At 46.0% G+C, this 22615-nt stretch carries 18 protein-coding genes; 16 read left to right on the forward strand and 2 right to left on the reverse strand.

All coding sequences use genetic code 11. The annotated features are described in order from the left end of the window. The first annotated feature begins 92 nt into the window (after positions 1-92). The 4 genes from VER99_RS21015 (at position 93) to gabT (ending at position 3806) form a co-directional block, all read left to right on the forward strand. Positions 93-671 carry a TRAP transporter small permease subunit gene (locus VER99_RS21015; protein ID WP_020335227.1) on the forward strand — a complete coding sequence of 193 codons (579 nt, stop codon included), beginning with the start codon at positions 93-95 and terminating at the stop codon, positions 669-671. Then, positions 668-1990, forward strand: a complete 1323-nt coding sequence (locus tag VER99_RS21020) for a TRAP transporter large permease (protein ID WP_020335226.1) — start codon at positions 668-670, stop codon at positions 1988-1990. The genes VER99_RS21015 and VER99_RS21020 overlap by 4 nt, the downstream gene beginning before the upstream one ends. A gap of 1 nt (position 1991) precedes the next feature. Then, entirely contained in the window at positions 1992-2429 is a 438-nt protein-coding gene (locus tag VER99_RS21025) for a universal stress protein (RefSeq protein WP_014234567.1), read from the forward strand. Between the two features lie 105 nt (positions 2430-2534). Then, positions 2535-3806, forward strand: coding sequence for a 4-aminobutyrate--2-oxoglutarate transaminase (gene gabT, locus VER99_RS21030; protein ID WP_014234566.1), 1272 nt, complete (start codon positions 2535-2537; stop codon positions 3804-3806). Positions 3807-3921: 115 nt separating this feature from the next. Here the strand turns inward: gabT and VER99_RS21035 are convergent, their stop codons facing one another. Further along, positions 3922-5181, reverse strand: a complete 1260-nt coding sequence (locus VER99_RS21035) for an aromatic ring-hydroxylating oxygenase subunit alpha (protein ID WP_014234565.1) — start codon at positions 5179-5181, stop codon at positions 3922-3924. Between the two features lie 326 nt (positions 5182-5507). Between VER99_RS21035 and VER99_RS21040 the strand changes: the two genes are divergently transcribed. The 8 genes from VER99_RS21040 to VER99_RS21075 all read left to right on the forward strand — a co-directional run bounded on the left by VER99_RS21040 (position 5508) and on the right by VER99_RS21075 (position 15930). Beyond that, positions 5508-6623, forward strand: a complete 1116-nt coding sequence (locus VER99_RS21040) for an FAD-binding oxidoreductase (RefSeq protein WP_020335225.1) — start codon at positions 5508-5510, stop codon at positions 6621-6623. A gap of 432 nt (positions 6624-7055) precedes the next feature. Continuing rightward, complete coding sequence (gene glyA, locus VER99_RS21045; RefSeq protein WP_014234563.1) at positions 7056-8318, forward strand: serine hydroxymethyltransferase; 1263 nt, start codon at positions 7056-7058, stop codon at positions 8316-8318. A 41-nt stretch (positions 8319-8359) separates the two neighbouring features. Beyond that, a complete protein-coding gene (locus VER99_RS21050) occupies positions 8360-9613 on the forward strand; it encodes a sarcosine oxidase subunit beta family protein (RefSeq protein WP_014234562.1) in 1254 nt (417 codons plus the stop codon). 13 nt (positions 9614-9626) lie between these two features. Next, entirely contained in the window at positions 9627-9911 is a 285-nt protein-coding gene (locus VER99_RS21055) for a sarcosine oxidase subunit delta (protein WP_014234561.1), read from the forward strand. Between the two features lie 12 nt (positions 9912-9923). Further along, complete coding sequence (locus VER99_RS21060; protein WP_020335223.1) at positions 9924-12941, forward strand: sarcosine oxidase subunit alpha; 3018 nt, start codon at positions 9924-9926, stop codon at positions 12939-12941. Next, entirely contained in the window at positions 12934-13602 is a 669-nt protein-coding gene (locus VER99_RS21065) for a sarcosine oxidase subunit gamma (protein WP_020335222.1), read from the forward strand. The genes VER99_RS21060 and VER99_RS21065 overlap by 8 nt, the downstream gene beginning before the upstream one ends. Before the next feature lie 66 nt (positions 13603-13668). Continuing rightward, positions 13669-14535, forward strand: coding sequence for a formyltetrahydrofolate deformylase (gene purU / locus VER99_RS21070; protein ID WP_020335221.1), 867 nt, complete (start codon positions 13669-13671; stop codon positions 14533-14535). Positions 14536-14550: 15 nt separating this feature from the next. Next, entirely contained in the window at positions 14551-15930 is a 1380-nt protein-coding gene (locus VER99_RS21075) for an L-serine ammonia-lyase (RefSeq protein ID WP_020335220.1), read from the forward strand. Positions 15931-16048: 118 nt separating this feature from the next. On the opposite strand, the gene VER99_RS21080 is transcribed toward VER99_RS21075, so the two are convergent. After that, entirely contained in the window at positions 16049-17095 is a 1047-nt protein-coding gene (locus tag VER99_RS21080) for a GlxA family transcriptional regulator (RefSeq protein WP_014234556.1), read from the reverse strand. Positions 17096-17499: 404 nt separating this feature from the next. Between VER99_RS21080 and VER99_RS21085 the strand changes: the two genes are divergently transcribed. The 4 genes from VER99_RS21085 (at position 17500) to galK (ending at position 22515) form a co-directional block, all read left to right on the forward strand. Then, complete coding sequence (locus VER99_RS21085) at positions 17500-18543, forward strand: NAD(P)-dependent alcohol dehydrogenase (RefSeq protein WP_020335219.1); 1044 nt, start codon at positions 17500-17502, stop codon at positions 18541-18543. 482 nt (positions 18544-19025) lie between these two features. Beyond that, positions 19026-20036 carry a UDP-glucose 4-epimerase GalE gene (gene galE, locus VER99_RS21090; protein ID WP_024372884.1) on the forward strand — a complete coding sequence of 337 codons (1011 nt, stop codon included), beginning with the start codon at positions 19026-19028 and terminating at the stop codon, positions 20034-20036. 55 nt (positions 20037-20091) lie between these two features. Continuing rightward, on the forward strand, positions 20092-21144 hold the full coding sequence (locus VER99_RS21095; protein WP_020335215.1) for a UDP-glucose--hexose-1-phosphate uridylyltransferase: 1053 nt from the start codon (positions 20092-20094) through the stop codon (positions 21142-21144). Between the two features lie 210 nt (positions 21145-21354). Next, positions 21355-22515, forward strand: a complete 1161-nt coding sequence (galK, locus tag VER99_RS21100) for a galactokinase (RefSeq protein ID WP_020335214.1) — start codon at positions 21355-21357, stop codon at positions 22513-22515. Positions 22516-22615: the final 100 nt, after the last annotated feature.

The raw sequence follows: 22615 nt of genomic DNA on the forward strand, positions 1-22615 counted from the left end.
GATTTCGCTGGGGGAAGCCTCTCCGGTTGAATCAGCACTTAAGGGGGAAATGCCTTCCCCCTATCTCTTTCACATTGTTATAGGTGATGTCTATGTTGATTAGAGTATTAAAAATCTACTGTCGCGGTATTAATCAGATAATTTATTGGATTGGCCTTTCTGCCTCCATCTTAATGCCTGTTCTCGCTGCTACCGTTGCCTTTGAAGTCTTTTCTCGTTATATGCTCGGCAGTCCAACTATTTGGGCGTATGACGTTTCACTTTTCTTATTCGGGTATATAGCGGCGTTGGGTGGGGCACTGGCTCAACAAAATAAAGCTCATATTAATGTGGATGTGCTGTACCTGTCGGTATCTAAGCGTGTCCGTTCGTTATTTAACCTTGTGTCTTATTCATTGGCCATATTCTTTCTCTGTGTGGTTTTAATGATGGCACTGGGCAAATTTGAAGAAGCTATCGAGTTTAATTATCGTCGCCAGTCTGAGTGGGCGCCTTCTATGGCACATTTCTGGGTGATGATGATCGTCGCGTGTGGGGCGTTTATCGTGCAGTTTACCAGCGACATTATTCAAGACGTTTACTATCTGGTAAAAGGCAAAGCGCTTATCGAACAAGTTCCTGAAGAACGTGAACAAAAAGAGACACTAGTAGACTCAGCGGAGGGCATATGAGTATTGAAGTTCTTACGCTGTTATTGGTTGGTTGTATTCTATTTACTTTTGCTCTAGGTGCCCCAGTTGGCCTTGCTTTGGGCGGAATTGCGATGGGGATAGGTTACCTTACTTGGGGTGAAGGCATCTTCAATCTGGTTCCAACAACCATTGAGAGCAACTTTTTTAGTTTTATTCTGCTGGCCATTCCTCTGTATATCTATATGGGACAATTGCTGACCCGTTCCGGAATTGGCGACGCCATGTTTAACGCCAGTCAAATGGTTATTGGGCGTATTCGCGGCTCACTTGCGGTCAGTGTGATCGGGGTGTGTTCCATGATTGGCGCTATGGTCGGCATTATCGGGGCAGGGATCATGACGTCGGGTAGCATTGCGTTAAAACCAATGCTCGAGCGTGGCTATGATAAAAGGCTGGCTCTTGGTGTCATCATGGCTGGTGGTGGATTAGGAATTTTGATCCCACCAAGCATACCGATGATTATGTACGCAGCGACGACCCAAAACTCGGTCGGTCGTATGTTCTTAGCTGCAATCATTCCAGCTCTTATCTCTATCGTTTTGCTGATGTCTTACGTGATCATTAGCTGCAAGCTTAATCCGAAAAAAGCACCGCTAGGCACGGGCAGTGAAAGCAAAATGACGGGTAAAGAGAAATTCACGACGGCACGTGATGGTCTTTTTTCTCTTCTACTGATCGTGGCGGTATTGGGCAGCATTATTACCGGTATTGCTACGCCAACAGAGTCGGGTGCGATCGGGGTTGTTGGCGCGATCATACTTGCGATTGTTTTTAAACGATTCCGTTTCGAGATGTTCAAATCATCAGGGTTTGAAACTGCAATGCTGGTCAGCGTGTCGATGTGGATCATCCTAGGTGCGTCACTATTTAGTAACTTCCACATGTTAAGTGGCGTGCAAAATATGGTAGCGCAAATCACTGAGGATCTGGGCTTACCGCCTTGGGGCGTGATTATCTTAATGCAGGTGATCATGTTACTGCTTGGCTTCATTATTGATGAATTGATCATCGTTTTGATGTGCGCGCCGTTATTTACGCCTATCGTCGTGTCTCTGGGTTATGACCCGATCTGGTTCGGTATTTTGATGATCCTAAACATCGAAATCGCAGTGCAAACGCCGCCTTATGGTTTCGCGCTGTTTTATCTGAAAGGAATTTCACCTCCTGGCGTCAGTATGATGGACATCTATCGCTCGATTCTTCCGTTTATCGCTCTAAAGCTGTGCGTATTGATTCTGTGCATGATGTTCCCTGAAGTGGTGATGTGGTTACCAAACACAGTGATGGGAGTAAATTAATATGAGCCTCAAGCGAATTCTAATGCCAGTTGACCTTTCGTATCCTGATGTAGTGAAAAAAGAGGTCGATATGGCGCTTAAGCTGATAGACGAACAAGGTGTCATCGACATGTTGTATGTCGATGAGGCACGGGTGCATCACAGTATGGTACCGACTGCATCTGGAAGTGCTTTTTCAGCTCAACATCAAAGTGCCTTTGATTGTGTGCAGACGATGTTAGAAACCTACGTGCCAAAACAACATCGTGGCAAAGCGATTGTTCGTAATGGTGTGGTGTTTGATGAAGTGTTACTGCAAGCCAAATATTCTCAAGTGGATGCCATTGTTATGGCATCTGCAAATCCGAATTTTCGCTCATATTGCTTAGGTTCTAATGCCGCAAAGATAGTTCGCCATTCTCACTGTTCGGTGTTTGTGGTGAAAGGCGATCCTACTTAACGATTCTTCGCGTTTAGCTAACGCATACAACAATAAATAGAAACTAAAGTCGCCAAAGGGAATCATTCCTGGCGGAGGTATATGTACAACTCAAGGAATACAAAAATGACTAACCAACAACTACACGAGAGAAGAAATCAGGTATTTTCTAACGGTATGGGTGCACTTTACCCTCTGTATGTTGCCAAAGCTGAAAACGCCCTAATCTGGGATGTGGAAGGCAATAGATATATCGATTTTGCGGCGGGTATTGCGGTAAACAATACGGGTCACGCCAACAAGCGTATTACTGAGGCAGTAAAAGCACAGTTAGATAACTTTTCTCATACCTGCGCTTTGGTGACACCTTATGAATCGTTTGTTGAGTTGGCAGAGAAGTTAACTCAAATCGCACCGGGCGACTCAGAAAAGAAAGCGATTTTCCTGACTACAGGCGCAGAAGCCGTGGAAAACGCGGTAAAAGTGGCTCGTGCACACACTGGTCGTAGCGGCGTGATTGCATTTAAAGGTGCTTTCCATGGTCGTACTAACCTGACGATGGCACTAACGGGTAAAGTTGCGCCGTACAAAGCGAGTTTTGGTCCGTTCCCTGGTGAAGTCTTCCATGCACCGTACCCGAACGAGTTCCACGGTGTATCTGTAGAACAGAGCTTACAAGCACTTGAGGACCTATTTGCTTGTGATATCGAAGCAGCACGTGTTGCGGCGATCATCTTCGAACCAGTACAAGGTGAAGGCGGATTCTACCAAGCGCCAGTTGCCTTCGCACAAGGCTTACGTGATATCTGTGATAAATATGGAATCATGTTGATTGCAGATGAAATCCAAGCGGGCTTTGCTCGTACGGGTAAAATGTTTGCAACTGAGTACTTAGGTATCGAACCAGACATGGTGACTATGGCTAAAGGCATTGCTGGTGGCTTCCCAATTTCAGCCGTGGTTGGTAAAGCTGACGTTATGGACTCAGCACCAGCAGGTGGCCTTGGTGGTACTTATGCTGGCTCTCCGATGGGCTGTGTTGCTGGTCTGGAAGTGTTAAAGATCATTGAAGAAGAGCAGTTGTGTGCAAAAGCGATCGGTATTGGTGAAGTTGTTAATGCACGTATGACCAAGCTACAAGAGACGGTTCCACAAATCGGTCAGGTACGTACGATTGGCGCGATGATGGCAATCGAGTTCACTGATCCAGAATCTGGCAAGCCACTACAAGATCTTACTAAGGCAATCATTAGCAAGGCGCAAGAGAATGGTGTGATATTGCTTTCTTGTGGCGTAAAAGCGAACGTAATTCGTCTACTCCCAGCACTGACCATCGAATCTGAAATACTAAGCGAAGGCTTGGATAAACTAGAGAAAATCATCAAAGAACTGGTTTAAGTCGCTCAAATTCCTGAGCTCTTTTTATTCAGTTCAGGAGAGGTAATAGTATATAAAAGCCCCATCGTGAGATGGGGCTTGGGTTATGGAGCACGGTATAGACAAGTATTGTAGATTACAACTTTTCCTGGATTCGTTCTGCGTACCAGTTGATGAAATCAATAACACCAAACTCAAAGGTTTCCGAGTAAGGTCCTGGCTCGTAACTTAGCGAGTTGATACCACGTTGGTTCTCTTCGCCAAGTCGACGGTCTTGTTCGTTTGTTGCGTCCCAAACACGACGTAGGTTTTCTGGATCGTAATCCACACCTTCAATCGCATCTTTGTGAACAAACCACTTAGTCGTTACCATCGATTCTTGCGCTGAGATTGGCAGAACGCGGAATACGATAAAGTGATCACTTTGCATGTGGTTCCACGAGTTAGGCAGGTGCAAAATACGCAAAGATCCTAACTTATCATTCTTGATGCGACCCAGCATTTTCTTCGAACCAGCCGAACCATCGATGGTCATTACAGACGTCCCTTCTTTCAAAGGCATACGTACCAGGCGGTTTCTGCGACCATATTTTTTATGCTCGTGCGGGATAGATTCTGCATCCCACTCTGCAGCCATACGCTCGTAGTAGTCTAAGAATTCTTTTGGCGCACGTGGATCGTTCGTGTCATCCCACTCCAGAAGTGTGTTTAGCAGTTCTGGGTGGCTACCTGAACAGTGGTAACATTCACGGTTGTTTTCTAGAACAAGTTTCCAGTTCGCTTTTTCATACATGTTTGATTCAACGGCAAGCTTGGTGTTCTCAACGTCGTACGGTTCCATGTATTCTTCAAGTGTCGCCAGGAACTCATCAAAATCTGATTCTGGTGGCTGTTCACCAAGACAGATAAAGATAAAGCCACCCGCCGTTTTGCAGTGAACAGGTTTAAGTTTGTGCTTCTGCATATCAAACTCATCGCCCATCTCAGTGCCAGCGAATAGCAAGTTACCTTTCGTATCGTATGTCCACTGGTGATAAGGACAAACTAAGTTGGCCACTTTCCCTCTGTGTTCCAAGCAAATACGAGAGCCGCGGTGACGACACGTATTGTGGAACGCGTTGACTTGTCCATCAGCGTCGCGGACGATAAGGACAGGGCTTTGCGCGATCTCTACCGTAAAGTAGTCACCTTTTGACGGTATTTCACTCGTCATGCCAACGAATAACCATTCCTTCTGAAAGATCTCTTCGACATCAATTTTGAATAGAAGTGGATCGTTATATAACGGACGTGGTAGTGAATAATTAATACGACGCTCTTCGAGCATTTTTTTCATTTCTGCTCGTGCTACTTCTAAGCTCGAGTAACTGATGTTGAGAATATCGTTTTGTGTCATTGTCTATCTTCTTCTAGAAAATGTGGACGATACGCCCTACTAGGGGGCTTCCATGCGTTTTTGGCCAACAGCCTTACTAAAAGTGGGTAAATGTTTGGCTCGCAGATATCCTGCCATTATTGGCATGTCAAGAAGTGGTCTAAATGCGACATTGAGTGAGCCTATTTAAGACACGCAATAAACTATTTTCCCTTACGTGACCGTTTTGGATAACTCCGTGTCGTTAATGGATAACTCGAATAGTCAATAATACCCAAAATAAGCACAACCCATGGAGGGAATCCACCAAATACACCGTTGCGGAGAAGCCGGATATGAATACCCCAATGAACTCTCTAGCCACCAGTGGCTCTTTTATACCTGTTGAAACTCAAATTTGGGATAACGGTCGTCACGCAGTTCGTTGCGTAAAAACCATTCAAGAAACTTGGGACACCAAAACATTTTGTTTTATGGCTGAGCAGCCAACCATGTTTTTCTTTAAGCCTGGCCAATTTGTCACGCTTGAGCTTGAAATCGAAGGTGAGCAAGTTTTCCGCTCTTATACCATTTCGAGTTCGCCTTCAGTCCCTTACAGTTTTTCGATCACGGTAAAACGTGTTCCGGGTGGATTTGTGTCTAACTGGATCCACGACAACCTGGAAGAAGGTTCTGAACTGGCAGTTCATGGACCAGTTGGGGCATTCAATAGCATTGACTTCCCGGCAGAGAAAGTACTTCTGCTATCTGGTGGGGTAGGTGTAACGCCACTCATGTCTATGGCTCGCTGGATTTATGATACCAATAGCGACGTTGATGTGACTTTCGTTCACAGCGCTCGAACGCCACGCGACATCATCTTCCACCGTGAGCTTGAATTTATGTCATCTCGCATCTCCAACTTTCACTTGCATCTGATTTGTGAGCGTTTGGAGTCAGGACAAAACTGGTCGGGATACCGTGGGTATTTAGATGACATCAAACTATTAATGATCACACCTGATCTGCATGAACGCGAGATTTTCTGTTGTGGTCCAACGCCATACATGCGCGCGGTAAAATCTATCCTTGTCAAACTAGGTTTCAACATGGAGCACTACCATGAAGAAGCATTTGGTGAGGCTCCAGCTGGCGTAGAAGAACAAGCGGTTCAAGATGCTGAAATTGCAGCAGAAGAAGCGGAACTATTGACTGAAAGCGATTTAATCGAAGTCATGTTTACCGAAAGCGACAAGCAAGTTCAGGTTGCGCCGGGTGAAACCGTCCATGCTGCCGCAGCTAAAGCAGGGCTTACTATTCCAAAAGCTTGTGGTATGGGTATTTGCGGTACATGTAAAGTTAAGAAAGTCAGTGGTGATGTTGAAATGAGCCACAACGGTGGTATCACTGATGAAGATGTCGCAGACGGCTACATTCTTTCTTGCTGTAGTGTTCCTAATGGAAACGTTGTTATCGAATGCTAATCAATTAGCAGAAAATTATTACCTTAATTTCAGTGCTTAATTCAAACAATAAGTGGTTATAAATTTAATTTATAAAATTTATTGCGCTCATTTATTTGAATTAAGGACTGAAGCCCTGCGTTCTAAATATCATTGTTAATAAATGTATTAATAATGATATTTTGGAATATGGACAAGGAGGTGTATATACAAATAGTCATTGATTTTTATCGGGATTTTGGCAGAGCGCAAGCTCTGCTTTTTTTATTTAAAAATAAATTAAATGATGTCGCAAATCCGCAGATTTTGTCGTATTTACGCAAGCGCAATATTACGAATTAATTACTATTGAGTTGTCGATTAGGTTTTCATTGTAACGATTTTGAATTCAATGTCGTGCGGCAAACCTGATGCCTAAACAGGGAAGCGAGATTCCAGTATCAAGGAGAAGATATGTTTAACACTACTCAAAACATCGAAGCGTACGACAGTGAACTATGGTCGGCGATTGTAAAAGAAGAACAGAGACAAGAAGACCACATTGAGCTGATTGCTTCTGAAAACTACACCAGCCCACGAGTGATGCAAGCTCAAGGTAGTAAACTAACCAATAAATACGCTGAGGGTTACCCGGCAAAAAGATACTACGGTGGCTGTAAATTCGTTGATGAAGTAGAAGTATTGGCGATTGAACGTGCAAAACAACTGTTCGGTGCGGAATACGCGAACGTACAACCACACTCAGGGTCACAAGCAAACGCTGCCGTGTACATGGCTCTTTGTGAACCAGGTGACACAGTACTAGGCATGAGCCTTGCTCACGGTGGTCACTTGACTCACGGTTCGCACGTTAACTTTTCAGGCAAAATTTACAACGCTGTTCAATACGGTCTAAACGCTGAAACGGGCGAGATTGACTACGAACAAGTTGAACAACTAGCTCTTGAGCACAAGCCTAAAATGATCGTTGCTGGTTTCTCAGCATACTCACGTGTCGTTGACTGGCAACGCTTCCGCGATATCGCGGACAAAGTTGGCGCTTACCTTTTCGTTGATATGGCGCACGTAGCGGGATTAGTGGCAGCTGGTGTTTATCCAAACCCAGTACCTTTCGCGGATGTTGTAGCAACCACAACACACAAAACGCTACGCGGTCCACGCGGTGGTTTGATTGTTTCTCGCGACGCTGAACTAGAGAAAAAGATCAACTCTGCTGTTTTCCCTGGTGGTCAGGGTGGTCCTCTAATGCACGTGATTGCGGCAAAAGCAGTAGCGTTTAAAGAGGCGTTAGAGCCAGAATTCGCTGAATACCAGAAACAAGTTGTGGCGAATGCTCAGGTAATGGCGAAAGTATTTATCGAGCGTGGTTTCGACGTTGTATCGGGTGGTACAGACAACCACTTATTCCTGTTGAGCCTAATCCGTCAGAAGCTGACAGGTAAAGCGGCAGACGCAGCACTTGGCATGGCGGGTATCACCGTAAACAAAAATGCTGTACCGGACGATCCACAATCTCCATTCGTTACTTCAGGCCTGCGCATTGGTACGCCAGTGATTACAACGCGTGGTTTCGGTGAAGCGGAATGTGAAATGCTAGCAGGTTGGATCTCAGACATTCTTGATGTCCTTGATGACCCGCAAGCGCTGGCAAGCACGATTGAAGTCGTAGGAAGCAAAGTGCAGTCACTATGCCGTGATTTCCCTGCATACCAATAGAAAACGGTATTTGACTTTAGCTGAAATGAAGGAATAGACAAATGCAGCATTATTCAGGTTTTGGTCTACTTAAACACTCTCTTTCCCATCACGAAAATTGGCAAAGTGTCTGGCGCAATCCTACGCCTAAGAAAAAGTATGACGTCATTATTATTGGTGGCGGTGGTCATGGATTAGCGACCGCTTACTACTTGGCAAAAGAACATGGCATTACTAACGTTGCTGTCATTGAAAAAGGTTATTTAGGTGGTGGTAATACCGCGCGTAATACAACCATCGTTCGTTCTAACTACTTGTGGGATGAAGCTGCATTTCTATATGAACACTCGCTGAAATTATGGGATGGCTTATCACAAGACCTGAACTACAACGTGATGTTCTCTCGTCGTGGCTGTCTCAACCTGGGACACACGCTGCAAGACATGCGCGATATCGAACGTCGTGTTGCAGCAAACCGTCTGAACGGTATCCAAGGTGAAGTACTTGATACTCAACAGGTTAAAGAACTCGTTCCGCATATGGATTGTTCTGAGAACACTCGTTACCCAATCCTTGGTGCGTCATGGCAGGCAAACGCTGGTGTTGCGCGTCACGATGCCGTTGCATGGGGCTTTGCTCGCGGTGCAGACAGCATGGGTGTTGATCTGATTCAGCAAACTGAAGTGGTCGACATGATCATCGAAGATGGCGCGATTGTTGGTGTGAAAACGAACCGTTACGGCAACATCATGGCTGATAAAGTAGGTTGTGTGGTTGCAGGTAACTCAGGCGTGCTAGCGAAAATGGCTGGCTTCGAAATGCCATTAGAATCGCACCCATTGCAGGCACTTGTATCAGAGCCGATTAAACCAATTTTAGACACCGTTGTGATGTCGAACCACGTACACGGTTACGTCAGCCAATCCGATAAGGGTGACTTAGTTATCGGTGCTGGTATCGATGGCTACAACGGTTACGGTCAGCGCGGTTCTTACTCGACAATTGAGCATACCGTACAAGCGATTGTTGAAATGTTCCCTATCTTCTCCCGTGTACGCATGAACCGTCAGTGGGGTGGCATTGTTGATACAACAGCGGACGCTTGTCCAATCATGACCAAAACACCGGTTGAAAACTTATTCTTCAACTGTGGTTGGGGTACGGGTGGATTTAAAGCGACTCCAGGGTCAGGCAACGTATTCGCAGCCAGCTTGGCTAAAGGCGAAATGCATGAACTGGCTAAACCTTTCTCAATGTTCCGCTTCAACAATGGTGCATTGATCGACGAACACGGTGCTGCGGGCGTAGCGCACTAACAGGAGAAGAATTATGTTTCTGATTTATTGCCCTCACTGCTGTGAGTATCGCGAAGAAGAAGAGTTCCACCCAAAAGGTCAAGCTCACATTACACGTCCAGTCGATGCGGACAGCTGCACAGATGAAGAATGGGGCCAATACCTATTCTTCCGTAAGAACCCAAGAGGCCTTCACCACGAAATGTGGGTGCACTCAGCGGGGTGTCGCAAGTTTTTCAATATGACGCGTGATACACAGACTTACGAAATTAAAGAAGTCTACAAGATTGGAGAGCAACCTTCACTGGCTGCAGAGTAAGGAGTGTTAAGGATGACACAAGTAAATCGTATTTCATCACAAAGTCGAGTTGACCAGTCGAAGTCAATCAATTTTGAATTCAATGGTAAGTCGTACCCAGGCTACGCGGGTGACACACTGGCTTCAGCGCTATTGGCAAATGGTGTTGATGTTGTTGGCCGTAGTTTTAAATACAGTCGTCCTCGCGGCATCATCGCAGCAGGTGCAGAAGAGCCAAATGCAATCTTCCAGCTTGGTGCGACAGAAGCGACGCAGGTTCCTAACATTCGTGCGACTCAGCAAGAGCTTTACGATGGTCTTGTTTGTCAGTCAACCAATGGCTGGCCGAATGTTGATAAAGATGTAATGGGCGTTTTAGGTAAAGTCGGCGGCGGCATGATGCCTCCAGGCTTTTACTACAAAACCTTCATGTACCCAAAATCAATGTGGGAAACCTACGAAAAATACATTCGTAGCGCTGCGGGATTAGGTCGCTCACCACTAGAGAACGACCCTGACCGTTACGAAAACATCAACCAACACTGCGACGTTTTAGTCGTTGGTGCTGGCCCTGCAGGTCTAATGGCTGCATTAACAGCAGCACGCAGCGGTGCTCGCGTAATTCTTGCAGACGAACAAAGTGAGATGGGCGGCAACCTACTTAACACGAAAGAACAAGTAGATAACCGACCAGCGACTCAGTGGGTGCAAGAGGTTCTGGCTGAGCTGGAAGCATGTCCGGAAGTGAAGTTACTACCTCGCTCAACTGTGAACGGCTACCATGACCATAACTTCTTAACTATCCACGAGCGCTGTACTGATCACCTTACTGATTTAGCGCCTAAGCATACCGCTCGTCAGCGTTTGCATCGTGTTCGCGCGAAATGGGTGGTATTGGCATCAGGCTCTCACGAGCGTCCACTTGTATTTGGTAACAACGATTTACCAGGCAGCATGCTTTGTAGCGCAGTATCTACATACATCAACCGCTACTCAGTGGTACCAGGTCAAAGCCTTGTGGTTATGACGACGAGCGACAGTGGCTACCAGACAGCATTGGATTGGCATAGCGCAGGTCGTAAAGTTAAAGCGGTTGTTGATACCCGAGCAAATGCGGACAGTGCAATCATCCAGAGCGTGATTAAAGCGGGAATCCGTGTCATCAAAGGCTCTGCGGTTGTTGAAGCACTGGGAAGCAAACGTGTGACTGGGGTACGTATTAATAAACTCGATGCGAGCGGTAAGAAAGTTGAAGGCTCAAGCGAGACAATACAAGTAGATACGGTTGCAACATCTGGAGGCTACAGCCCTGCAGTGCACCTATCTTGTCACACAGGCAGCCGTCCAGTATGGAACGAAGAAGTTATCGGTTTTGTTCCAGGTGAAACAAAACAGAAGCAATTGATTGCAGGTGCGATTAACGGCAATTTCACCACTAAAGGTGCGATGCAAGAGGGTATTGAAGCGGGTAATAAAGCGATTCAAGAACTAGGTCTGAGTGCAGTGGATGTTACGCTTCCAAAGACTAATGAGTTACCAGTCGCGAAACCAATGGCATTGTTCCATATTCCGCACCCTAAAAAGACGTCGAAAGCACCGAAACAGTTTGTGGATTTCCAAAACGATGTAACAGCCGCTGGTATTGAACTGGCATGTCGTGAAGGTTTTGAGTCAATCGAACACGTTAAACGTTACACAGCGATGGGCTTTGGTACTGACCAAGGTAAGCTAGGTAACATTAACGGTATGGCTATCGCCGCTAACGCGCTGAACAAGTCAATTCCAGAAACAGGTACGACGATTTTCCGTCCAAACTACACGCCGGTTACCTTTGGCGCGATTGCGGGACGTAACTGTAAAGAGTTGTTTGACCCTAAACGTTACACCGCAATGCATCAGTGGCACTTAGACAATGGCGCATTGTTTGAAGATGTTGGTCAATGGAAACGTCCATGGTACTTCCCTAAAGCGGCAGAGACCATGCAACAAGCTCTCGACCGTGAGTGTCTCGCAGTACGTAACTCTGTCGGCATTCTGGACGCATCAACACTTGGTAAGATCGATATTCAAGGTAAAGACGCGCGTGAATTCTTAGGCCGTATTTACAGCAACGCTTGGGCAAAACTGCCAGTTGGTAAATGTCGCTACGGTTTGATGTGTGGTGAAGACGGTATGGTGTTCGACGATGGTGTTACGTCATGTCTTGGCGAAAACCACTTCTTAATGACTACCACAACTGGCGGTGCTGCACGCGTACTTGAGTGGCTTGAGCTTTACCATCAAACAGAATGGCCGGAACTGGAAGTGTACTTTACTTCGGTTACCGATCACTGGGCGACAGCAACAATTTCAGGTCCAAACAGCCGCAAGCTGCTTCAAGAGCTGACAGATTGCGACCTAAGCAAAGATAACTTCGCGTTTATGGACTGGAAACAAGCTACGGTTGCTGGTGTACCAGCGCGTATCTTCCGTATCTCTTTCACTGGCGAACTGTCATTCGAAATCAACGTTCAGGCAAACTACGGCCTACACGTTTGGAAGAAGTTGATGGAACACGGTGCGAAATACGACATCACGCCTTACGGTACTGAAACTATGCACATCTTGCGTGCAGAAAAAGGTTTCATTATCGCAGGTCAGGATACAGACGGAAGTGTTCACCCTTACGATTTAGGTATGGGATGGTGTGTCGCGAACAGCAAACCATTCAGCTTTATCGGTAAACGAGGCATGGCACGTGAAGACTGTGTAAGAGAAAACCGTAAACAACTGGTTGGCTTGAAAACCATCGACCCGAATGTCGTTATTCCTGAAGGTTCACAAGGTGTTCTCGATCCAAATGCGCCGATTCCTGTGCCAATGGTTGGACATATTACGTCTAGCTACTGGAGTGCAAACCTGAATCGCAGTATCGCGATGGGCTTTGTAAAAGGTGGTCTGGACCGCATGGGCGAAAAGGTTTACTACCCACAAGTAGACGGTACCGTGATTGAAGCTGAAATCTGCAGCACTGTATTTTTGGATCCAAAGGGAGAGCGCCAAAATGTCTGATACAACATTGATTGAACAAGAAAACAAACAACCATTGGTTGACCTAATGAACCAGGTTCCTGGTGGAGAAATTTTCGGTGAATCTCCTTTGCATCATGCAGAGTTCGATAAATTGGCAAGTATGCCGCCAGATCGTCAAGGTGTGGTTCTTAAAGAAGTGAAGTTGATGGGACATCTAACGTTACGATGCAACCCAGAAAATGAAGAAATGCTCAAAACAGTGTTTTCAATTCTTGGCTTCTCACTACCACTTGAACCGTTGACATCAACGTCGAAAGGCGATTTTGCCGCTCGTTGGTTAGCGCCGGATGAATGGTTGATTACGGTTCCAGGACTAGCAGCATTTGACGTGGAATCAGCGTTTCGTGAGCAAATGAAGGGTCATTACTCTCTGGTTAACGGTAGCGGCGGTTCAACGATTCTAGAGCTCTCTGGTACTCATGCTGTTGATGTTCTGAAAAAGTCGACGCCGATTGATGTTCACTTGAAGGAATTCCCAGTTGGCAAAGTTGTGTCAACCGTATTTGCGAAAAGTGGCGCGATCATTCGTCGCCTTGAAGAAGATAAGTTCGAGTTGGTTGTTCGCCGTAGCTTCTCTGACTACCTATGGTTGTGGATTCAAGATGCAAGCCTAGAGTTTGGTCTGTCAATCGCTAAGTAAAGAGCTAGCTAAGTTGTAATCGAGCCGGTACGGGATGTACCGGCTATACCATGAGTAGAGGGAACTATGGAAAATTCAACACAAACTTGGATTCTTACCGCACATTGTCCGAGTGTAAGCGGCACTGTTGACGTCGTTACGCGTTATTTGGCGAGCGTTGGTCATTACATCAATGAAATCCAGTCTTTTGATGACAGAGCAACAGGGCAGTTTTTTATTCGTATTGAGTTTATTCCTGCTGAACCAGATTTTGATCCGCAGCAATTTGACTCAGAGTTTGGTGTAAGAGCGAAAGATTTCTCAATGGAGTGGAGTCTGACTGCCTCTGGTCAACGCATGCGTATGGCTATACTTGTTTCAAAATATGATCACTGTCTGAACGATTTGCTTTATCGCTATCGTACTGGTCAGTTAAATGTTGAAGTGCCGGTTATCATCTCAAACCATCCAGATTTGGAAGACTTGGCGAAGTGGCACGGTATTCCTTACCACCATCTGCCGATTACTCCTGAGACCAAGCCAGAGCAGGAAGCGGAAATTGTTCGCTTGTTAGATGAATACGACATCGAATTGGTCGTACTGGCGCGCTACATGCAAATTCTTTCTCCTTGGCTTTGTGAACGCTTAAGTGGACGCGCAATCAATATCCATCACTCCCTGTTACCAGGCTTTAAAGGCGCACGTCCGTACCATCAGGCATGGGAAAAAGGCGTGAAGATGGTAGGTGCAACGGCTCACTACGTAAACAACGATTTGGACGAAGGTCCGATCATCTCTCAAGGGCTTCAGGAAGTAGGGCATGCTCACTATCCAGAAGATTTGATTGCTAAAGGTCAGGATGTTGAACGAATTACGTTGTTTAATGCTGTAAAACATCATGTTGAGAGACGGGTATTTTTATCCGGTACTCGCACAATTATTCTAAGCCATTGATAGGAGTAGCAAGGGATGTCTATCAGTGTTTTCGATTTGTTTAAAATTGGCGTTGGGCCATCAAGTTCCCATACTGTTGGACCTATGGTTGCCGCCAATCGATTTGCCAATGAGTTAGATGAGTTAAATTTCTTAGAATCGACTCAGCGAATCGTGGTTAAGTTAATGGGCTCCTTGAGTGCGACTGGCGTTGGCCATGGCACGGATTCTGCCATTGTCGTTGGCCTAATGGGAGAGCTACCGGATACCGTTGATACGGCAACGATCCCTGTCATCACACAGGAATTAAAGCAAGGTGGTGACTTATGGCTGAAGAGTAAAAAGCTGGTCCCTTTTGACTGGTCAAACGACATGAAGTTCTTGCGTGAAGTCCATCCTTATCACCCGAACGCAATGGAACTCATCGCCATCGACGAATCCGGTCATACGTTATACCGAAACGTTTATTTTTCTGTGGGCGGTGGCTTCATTTTAGATAAGAAAGAAGCGCTGTCTGAGACCTCTGCAGCGGATTCTGTCGCGCTACCGTATGATTTCAATAGCGGTGAAGAACTTCTCCAGCTATGCCAGAAAAACCAAATGAGTATCAGTGAACTGATGCTGGAAAATGAAAAGGTTTGGCGTTCAGAACAGGAGATCAGAGACGGATTGCTGAATATCTGGTACGCGATGAAGTCTTGTATCTCTAACGGCCTCAGTGCTGAGGGTGTGTTACCAGGCGGGCTAAACGTTAAACGCCGTGCAAAGAAACTATTCGACTCGCTTGTCTATTGTGCCAACCCGAATGTCATTAGCTCCACACTTAGCGGCATGGATTGGGTCAATTTATACGCGTTAGCCGTTAACGAAGAAAATGCAGCTGGTGGTCGAATGGTAACGGCACCGACAAACGGCGCGGCGGGCATCATTCCAGCCGTATTAATGTACTTCAAAGAATTCACGCCGAATTGTTCTGATGAGCAGGTGGTTGATTTTCTTCTAACGGCCGCTGCGATAGGTATTCTTTGTAAGAAGAATGCGTCTATCTCTGGTGCGGAAGTGGGTTGCCAGGGTGAAGTGGGCTCTGCTTGTGCCATGGCTGCTGCGGGTGTTTGTGCCGTTCTAGGGGGAACGCCACTACAAATTGAAAACGCAGCAGAAATCGGCTTAGAGCATAATCTTGGATTGACCTGTGATCCGGTCGGCGGACTTGTTCAGGTGCCTTGCATCGAACGTAATGCGATCGCTGCAATGAAGGCTATCAATGCAGCTCAAATGGCATTGCGTGGAGACGGAGAGCACTTTGTGTCTCTGGATAAAGTTATCAAAACAATGCGCGATACTGGCCTGGATATGCAGGATAAATACAAAGAAACATCAACAGGTGGCTTAGCTGTTAATGTGATTGAGTGTTGATATTTTCTATCTCTCGTCCTTGGTGTTGACACTCACTTACTAAGCCAAAGAAGACACAGCGGGCTCTGTGTCTTCTTTTTTTATTGCTAGCTTCCATTTTTTATTGGAACTTGACTGGTTAGCGTGTCGAATGCGTTGAGTTTTTGTTCTTCATATTTTGACGCAGTTGAGTCGGGGTGTAACCAAAGAAGTCTTTAAAACAGTTACTGAAGTGGCTGCTACTCACAAAGCCACAGCTCAAGCCAATCTGAATAATAGGTTCTTTATTCTTTTCCAACTCTTTATGAGCAGCTAACAAACGTAGCTTCAGATAATACCTCGATGGCGAGATATCGAGATGGGTTTGAAATAGCCGTTCTAGCTGTCTGCGAGACATCGATAAAAATCGCGCGAGTTCGTCGGGCGTTAAAGGCTCTTCAATGTTTGATTCCATCAGGACAATGGCATCTTGCAGTGCCTCGGGGCGGGCCAGAGTATCGACTGACGGCTTATTCGGCTGGCTGTGTAAAATTGTTTGTCTTCCTTCTGACGCTTGATCACAGCTTAAGATCTCGCGTACTGCCCGCACTAACTTCTGATCAAATTTTGCCTCAATAATACTCAGCATCATCTCCATGGCACTATTTGGTCCCGCACAGCTAGCACGATTGGCCGACACTTCATACGTGTGGGAGGATAATTCCAGAGCAGGGAAAGTGGTATGAATAAACTGATGACTGTTAGGGTGCACAGCGGAAGCGGTATTTTCTTCAATGGCGTTCGCATGAGCTAATGCAACGGTCCCATTCCAAATGCTGCCTAGATTGATCTTTTGATTGTTGGCAGAGGTCAGGCATTCCGTTAGTGGCTGGGATGCTTGCGTACTGCAACGATAACCGCCACACACAAACAGCCAATCCAGTGAGCCTCTTTTGTGTAGATTTAGCGACTCAACCGTTGCATCTGTTGCGATATCGATGCCTATATCACTCAATACTTTACGCGAATCGATACCAAAGGTTTGAATCTGAAATAAGCTGGTTTCATGGACTAGGTTTGCCGTAATAAGCGCATCCATGGCAGCAGTAAATGCCATAAGAGAAAAATGTGGTTGGAGAATAAAACCGATTCTGATTGGTTCAGGACAAGGGTTACGCTCAATAGATTGCGGCTTTTTTTCCTGCATTTACTTCTCACTTTCTCTTAGGTTGGGGCATACGTTTGGATATGGATATTATTCCTATATTTAGGCATAAATATCTTCCGACGGCTAATCACTTTGACTGAGATTGTGAAGGTGTGTGAATGGGAGAGGAACTGGTGGCTTCTTTTCTGATTTACCTCGTGACTTTAGGTTTTATTCCACGGCTAAGTGAATAGATAGCAACCCTATGCTTTTTGTGCGCAGACGACACTATATGAATGATTACCGTTGAGCCTCGCTTAATCTGAAGCCCCGTGATTACTATCGAGCAAGGATAAAAGATTATCGGGCAAGAACTGTGATCTCTAAGTGTATAAGGTGATAGTGATGACTTGTGACTGATAGTCATCCTAAATTAGCAATAGAGAATAAAAGGATATTGTGACATGAAAACAATTGGGTACGCGGCACAATCAGAAAATACGGATCTTGTACCATATCATTTCGAACACAGAGAGTTACGTCCAAATGATGTCGCGATTGAAATAACCTATTGTGGTGTATGCCACTCAGATTTACATACCGTTAATGGTGATTGGGGACCTCAACCATATCCACTGGTTCCTGGTCACGAAATTGTTGGTATCGTTACCTCGGTAGGTGCGGAAGCATCTCGATACAAAGTAGGTGACCGAGTTGCCGTCGGTTGTATGGTGGACAGTTGTCAGGAATGCGACCACTGCCATGACAGCGAAGAACAGTACTGCCGCAATGGCATGACGCCGACTTACGGTGCACCAGATCGTCATACCGGTGAAATCACTCAAGGTGGTTACTCTAAACACATCGTGGTTCGTGAAGAGTTTGTATTAAGCGTTCCAGACTCGTTGGATATGTCTCGTACCGCGCCAATTCTTTGTGCAGGTATTACAACATACTCACCACTACGTACTTGGAACGTAACTGAAGGTTCGCGAGTCGGTGTGATCGGTCTAGGCGGTTTAGGTCACATGGCGGTGAAGCTTGCTGTGGCAATGGGTGCTGAAGTGACGGTAATTAGCCGTACAACCAATAAAGAAGAGCAAGCAAAAGCATTGGGTGCTAAAGCTATCCTGGCGTCAACAGACGAGCAGGCAATGCAAGCTGCGGCTTCTTCGTTCGATCTCATCATCGATACAGTACCAACCAAGCATGATGTCAATCTATACACGCCATTGTTGGATCTAGACGGATCACTTGTCATTGTTGGTCAGGTTGGTCCATTAGACGAGCTAATGAGCGTGCCTCTAGTATTTGGTCGTCGTCGCGTTGCTGGTTCGTTGATCGGCGGTATCGCTGAAACGCAAGAACTTCTGGATTTTTGTGCTGATCATGACATCTACCCAGAATGCGAAATGATCAAAATGAATGAAATTAACGATGCATTTAAGCAGCTCGCTTCTGGTGATTTAGCGCATAGATTTGTTATCGATATGTCTTCTCTGGCGTAGTCATACGATTAGCAGAAAGTGAATAAAAATGAGGGATCTGAGTTTGACTCAGGTCCCTTTTTAATGGAGAAAATTCAATTCGCTTCTCCATACCCATCTTTTTCCTGTTTCTTAGTACTCATGAGTTATTACTCATTCAGAGCTAACTGTCACTAAGTGGTATCGTTTACAATTTTGGCGTATTTACAATTTACTATGTAAGTTGACGCTTCTTGATTGTCTTAGAGCTGTGACCAATTAAGGTTTTAATAATCGTTCTATTTTTCGATTATGCGTGATTTTTTCTTTCTAAGACTAAACAGTGCTTTTATCTGTGGAAACGTTTACACTAATTTGAGTTTGATCACGGATCTAAATCGGTTTTGGTTGATAGAATTTTAATCAGCGAAGAATTGGGCGTATCGACTTGGTGTGAATAACGCTGGCTCAGTGAGCATCAGGTCCGGTAACGAGCAGGAAGCAGCAACAGCGGAGAAGTAAAAGTGAGAGTACTTGTCACAGGTGGTATGGGTTACATCGGCAGTCACACATGCGTTCAGATGATTGAGGCGGGCATGGAGCCCATCATTGTCGATAACTTGTGTAACGCCAAAACAGAAGTATTGAGCCGTATTGAAGCGCTAACTGGCAAACAGCCAACTTTTTATCAAGGCGATATTCGTGATGAAGCGTTTTTGGATTCGGTATTCGCTGAGCATGATATCCAAGCGGTCATTCACTTTGCAGGTCTGAAAGCGGTAGGTGAGTCAGTCGTCAAGCCATTGGAATATTACGATAACAATGTCAATGGCTCATTGGTGTTGGCGCGTAGTATGCGTAAAGCGGGTGTGAAGAGCATCGTATTCAGTTCCTCAGCAACCGTCTACGGCGATCCAGAAATCGTTCCGATCACAGAAGACTCACCAACAGGTGCAACCACTAACCCATACGGTAGTAGTAAACACATGGTGGAAGCGTGTTTGAGTGATTTGTTCAATGCTGAAAGCGATTGGAGCATAACTTTGCTGCGCTACTTTAATCCTGTTGGCGCGCATCCATCAGGCAGCATGGGCGAAGACCCGCAAGGCATTCCAAACAACTTGATGCCGTTTATTGCACAAGTCGCGGTTGGTCGTCGTGAAAAGCTCGCCGTATTTGGTAACGACTACCTAACGCCGGATGGTACAGGTGTGCGTGATTACGTCCATGTAATGGACCTGGCTGATGGCCACATTGCGGCACTGGAAGCTGTGGGGCAGAAAGCGGGCTTGCACACATACAACCTAGGGACAGGTAAAGGTTCTAGCGTACTTGAAATGGTGGAAGCTTTCGGTGCTGCCTGCGGTAAACCTGTGCCTTACGAATTGTGCCCGCGTCGTCCGGGTGATATCGCCGAATGTTGGGCGAGCACAGACAAGGCAGAGCGCGAGCTTGGTTGGAAAGCAACACGCAGCGTTGCTGAAATGACTGCCGATACTTGGAATTGGCAATCTAACAACCCACAAGGTTACTAATTTTCATCCGGTGCAGTGCGTCGGACTAGTAAGAAGAATAAGTTGAGTAAGTAAAATGTCGAACGTTGAATTTAACCCAGTGGATCACCCACACCGCCGTTACAACCCACTAACGGGTCAATGGATTTTAGTTTCACCACACCGTGCAAAACGTCCTTGGAGTGGGGCGGATGAGAAAGCGGCGATTGATGAGTTACCAAGCTACGATGAGAAGTGTTTCCTGTGTCCGACAAATGAGCGTATCTCTGGCGATGCTAACCCAGATTATCAGGGCACGTACGTGTTTAATAACGACTTCGCTGCTCTGATGGTGGATTCACCAGATGCGCCAGAATCAGACAACCCACTATTCAAAACCCAAGGTGTACGCGGTTTGAGCCGAGTGATTTGTTTCTCTCCTGACCACAGCGAAACCTTACCTGAACTACCAGTAGACAAAATCCGTGGCGTGATTGATACGTGGAACGAGCAAATTGAAGAGCTAGGTAAAGAGTATATTTGGGTCCAAGCGTTTGAGAATAAGGGTGAAACTATGGGCTGTTCTCAGCCTCACCCACATGGTCAAATCTGGGCGAACAGTTTTTTACCAAATGAGATTGAACGTAAAGAGCAAAACCTAAAGGCTTACTACCAGGAACACGGTAGCAACCTGCTGGTGGATTACGTACAAGCTGAGCTAAAAGATGGCTCCCGTATCGTCGTTGAAACCGAGCATTGGTTGGCGGTTGTCCCTTACTGGGCGGCGTGGCCATTCGAAACCATGCTGCTACCCAAAACACACATTCGCCGTATGAGCGAGTTAAGTAATGAGCAGCGTGACGACTTGGCGGTAGCTATCAAAAAGCTGACCAGCCGTTATGACAATCTATTCCAATGTTCTTTCCCTTACTCAATGGGTTGGCACTACGCCCCTTTCTTTGAACAAGGCACAGATGTAGACCATTGGCAGCTTCACGCATTGTTCTACCCGCCACTTTTACGTAGCGCGACAGTTCGTAAGTTTATGGTGGGTTACGAAATGCTGGCTGAAAGCCAACGCGACTTAACCGCAGAGCAGGCGGCACAGCGTCTGCGTGATCTAAGTGATTTGCACTACAAAGAACAGTAACCCCGTCATATTTGAAACCGCAGCGTTGTTGCCTGCATAAATCCACCGGATCGCCGGCCGCCCTAATCACATAGGAAATCTATGCACATAGGGCTGAATTTACTTGTCGCCTAGCTGCAATTCCAAATATTTAGGGCTTAACAAAATTTTCTCGGACTATCTGCCAGTTAAAGAGAAATTGAAAAGAATTTATGAGATTAGGAATTCAATATGTCTGATTTAATCCAAAATGTGAAAGCGTCTTTTGAGAGCGTGTTGGGCTATGCGCCAAGCCATATTATCCAAGCGCCTGGTCGTGTAAACCTGATTGGTGAACATACCGACTACAACGATGGTTTTGTACTGCCATGTGCAATTAACTATCAAACGGTTGTTGCGGCAGCAAAGCGTGAAGACAACCTGGTACGCGTGGTATCGGTTGATTACGATAACGCGGTTGATGAATTCGATATCACTCAAGAAATCACATTCCAAGAAGACAAAATGTGGGCAAACTACATTCGCGGTGTCGTGAAGTGTCTTCTGGCTCGTGGCTACCAGTTTACCGGTGCTGATATCTCTGTCAGCGGCAATGTTCCTCAAGGTGCGGGGTTGAGCTCATCAGCGGCACTGGAAGTCGTGATTGGTCAGACGTTCAAAGTGCTCTTCAACCTGGAAATAAGCCAGGCGGAAATCGCATTAAATGGTCAGCAAGCCGAGAACGAATTTGTTGGTTGTAACTGTGGCATCATGGATCAAATGATTTCGGCAGAAGGCCGTGAAAACCACGCCATGTTATTGGACTGCCGTAGTCTGGAAACAGAAGCTGTTTCTATGCCTGAGGACATGGCAGTCGTGATCATTAACTCGAATAAAAAACGTGGCTTGGTAGACAGCGAATACAACACTCGTCGTGAACAGTGTGAAGAAGCGGCACGAATCTTTGGTGTTAAAGCTCTGCGTGATGTCACCATTGAGCAGTTCAACGAGAAAGTCTCTGAGTTGGATGAATTGGTGGCAAAACGTGCGCGTCACGTGATCACTGAAAACGATCGCACAGTCGAAGCGGCAAAAGCGCTCCGTTCGCATGATATTAAACGAATGAGTGAACTGATGGCTCAGTCTCATGCATCAATGCGTGATGATTTCGAAATTACCGTCAAAGAAATCGACCTCCTAGTTGAGATGGTGAAAGAGGTGATTGGCGAAGAAGGAGGTGTGCGCATGACCGGTGGTGGATTCGGTGGCTGTATCGTATCTCTCGTTCCACCTGCATTGGTGGACAAGGTGAAATCGGCGGTAGAAGCTAAATATGAAGCTGCGACAGGTTTAAAAGCATCGATTTATGTGTGCAAAGCTAAAGATGGCGCAGGTCTGGTTGAAGCGTTGTAAGTATGTTTTAAGCAGCTAGAGCAAGTGATTCTGCAAACACCGCGATTAACGAGTGTTTTCTAGCCGTTTGCGTTTTAGAGAGCATCTGGGGTGGGCGATA

The sequence above is a fragment of the Vibrio natriegens NBRC 15636 = ATCC 14048 = DSM 759 genome (assembly GCF_035621455.1).
In the GTDB taxonomy this organism is placed as follows: domain Bacteria; phylum Pseudomonadota; class Gammaproteobacteria; order Enterobacterales; family Vibrionaceae; genus Vibrio; species Vibrio natriegens.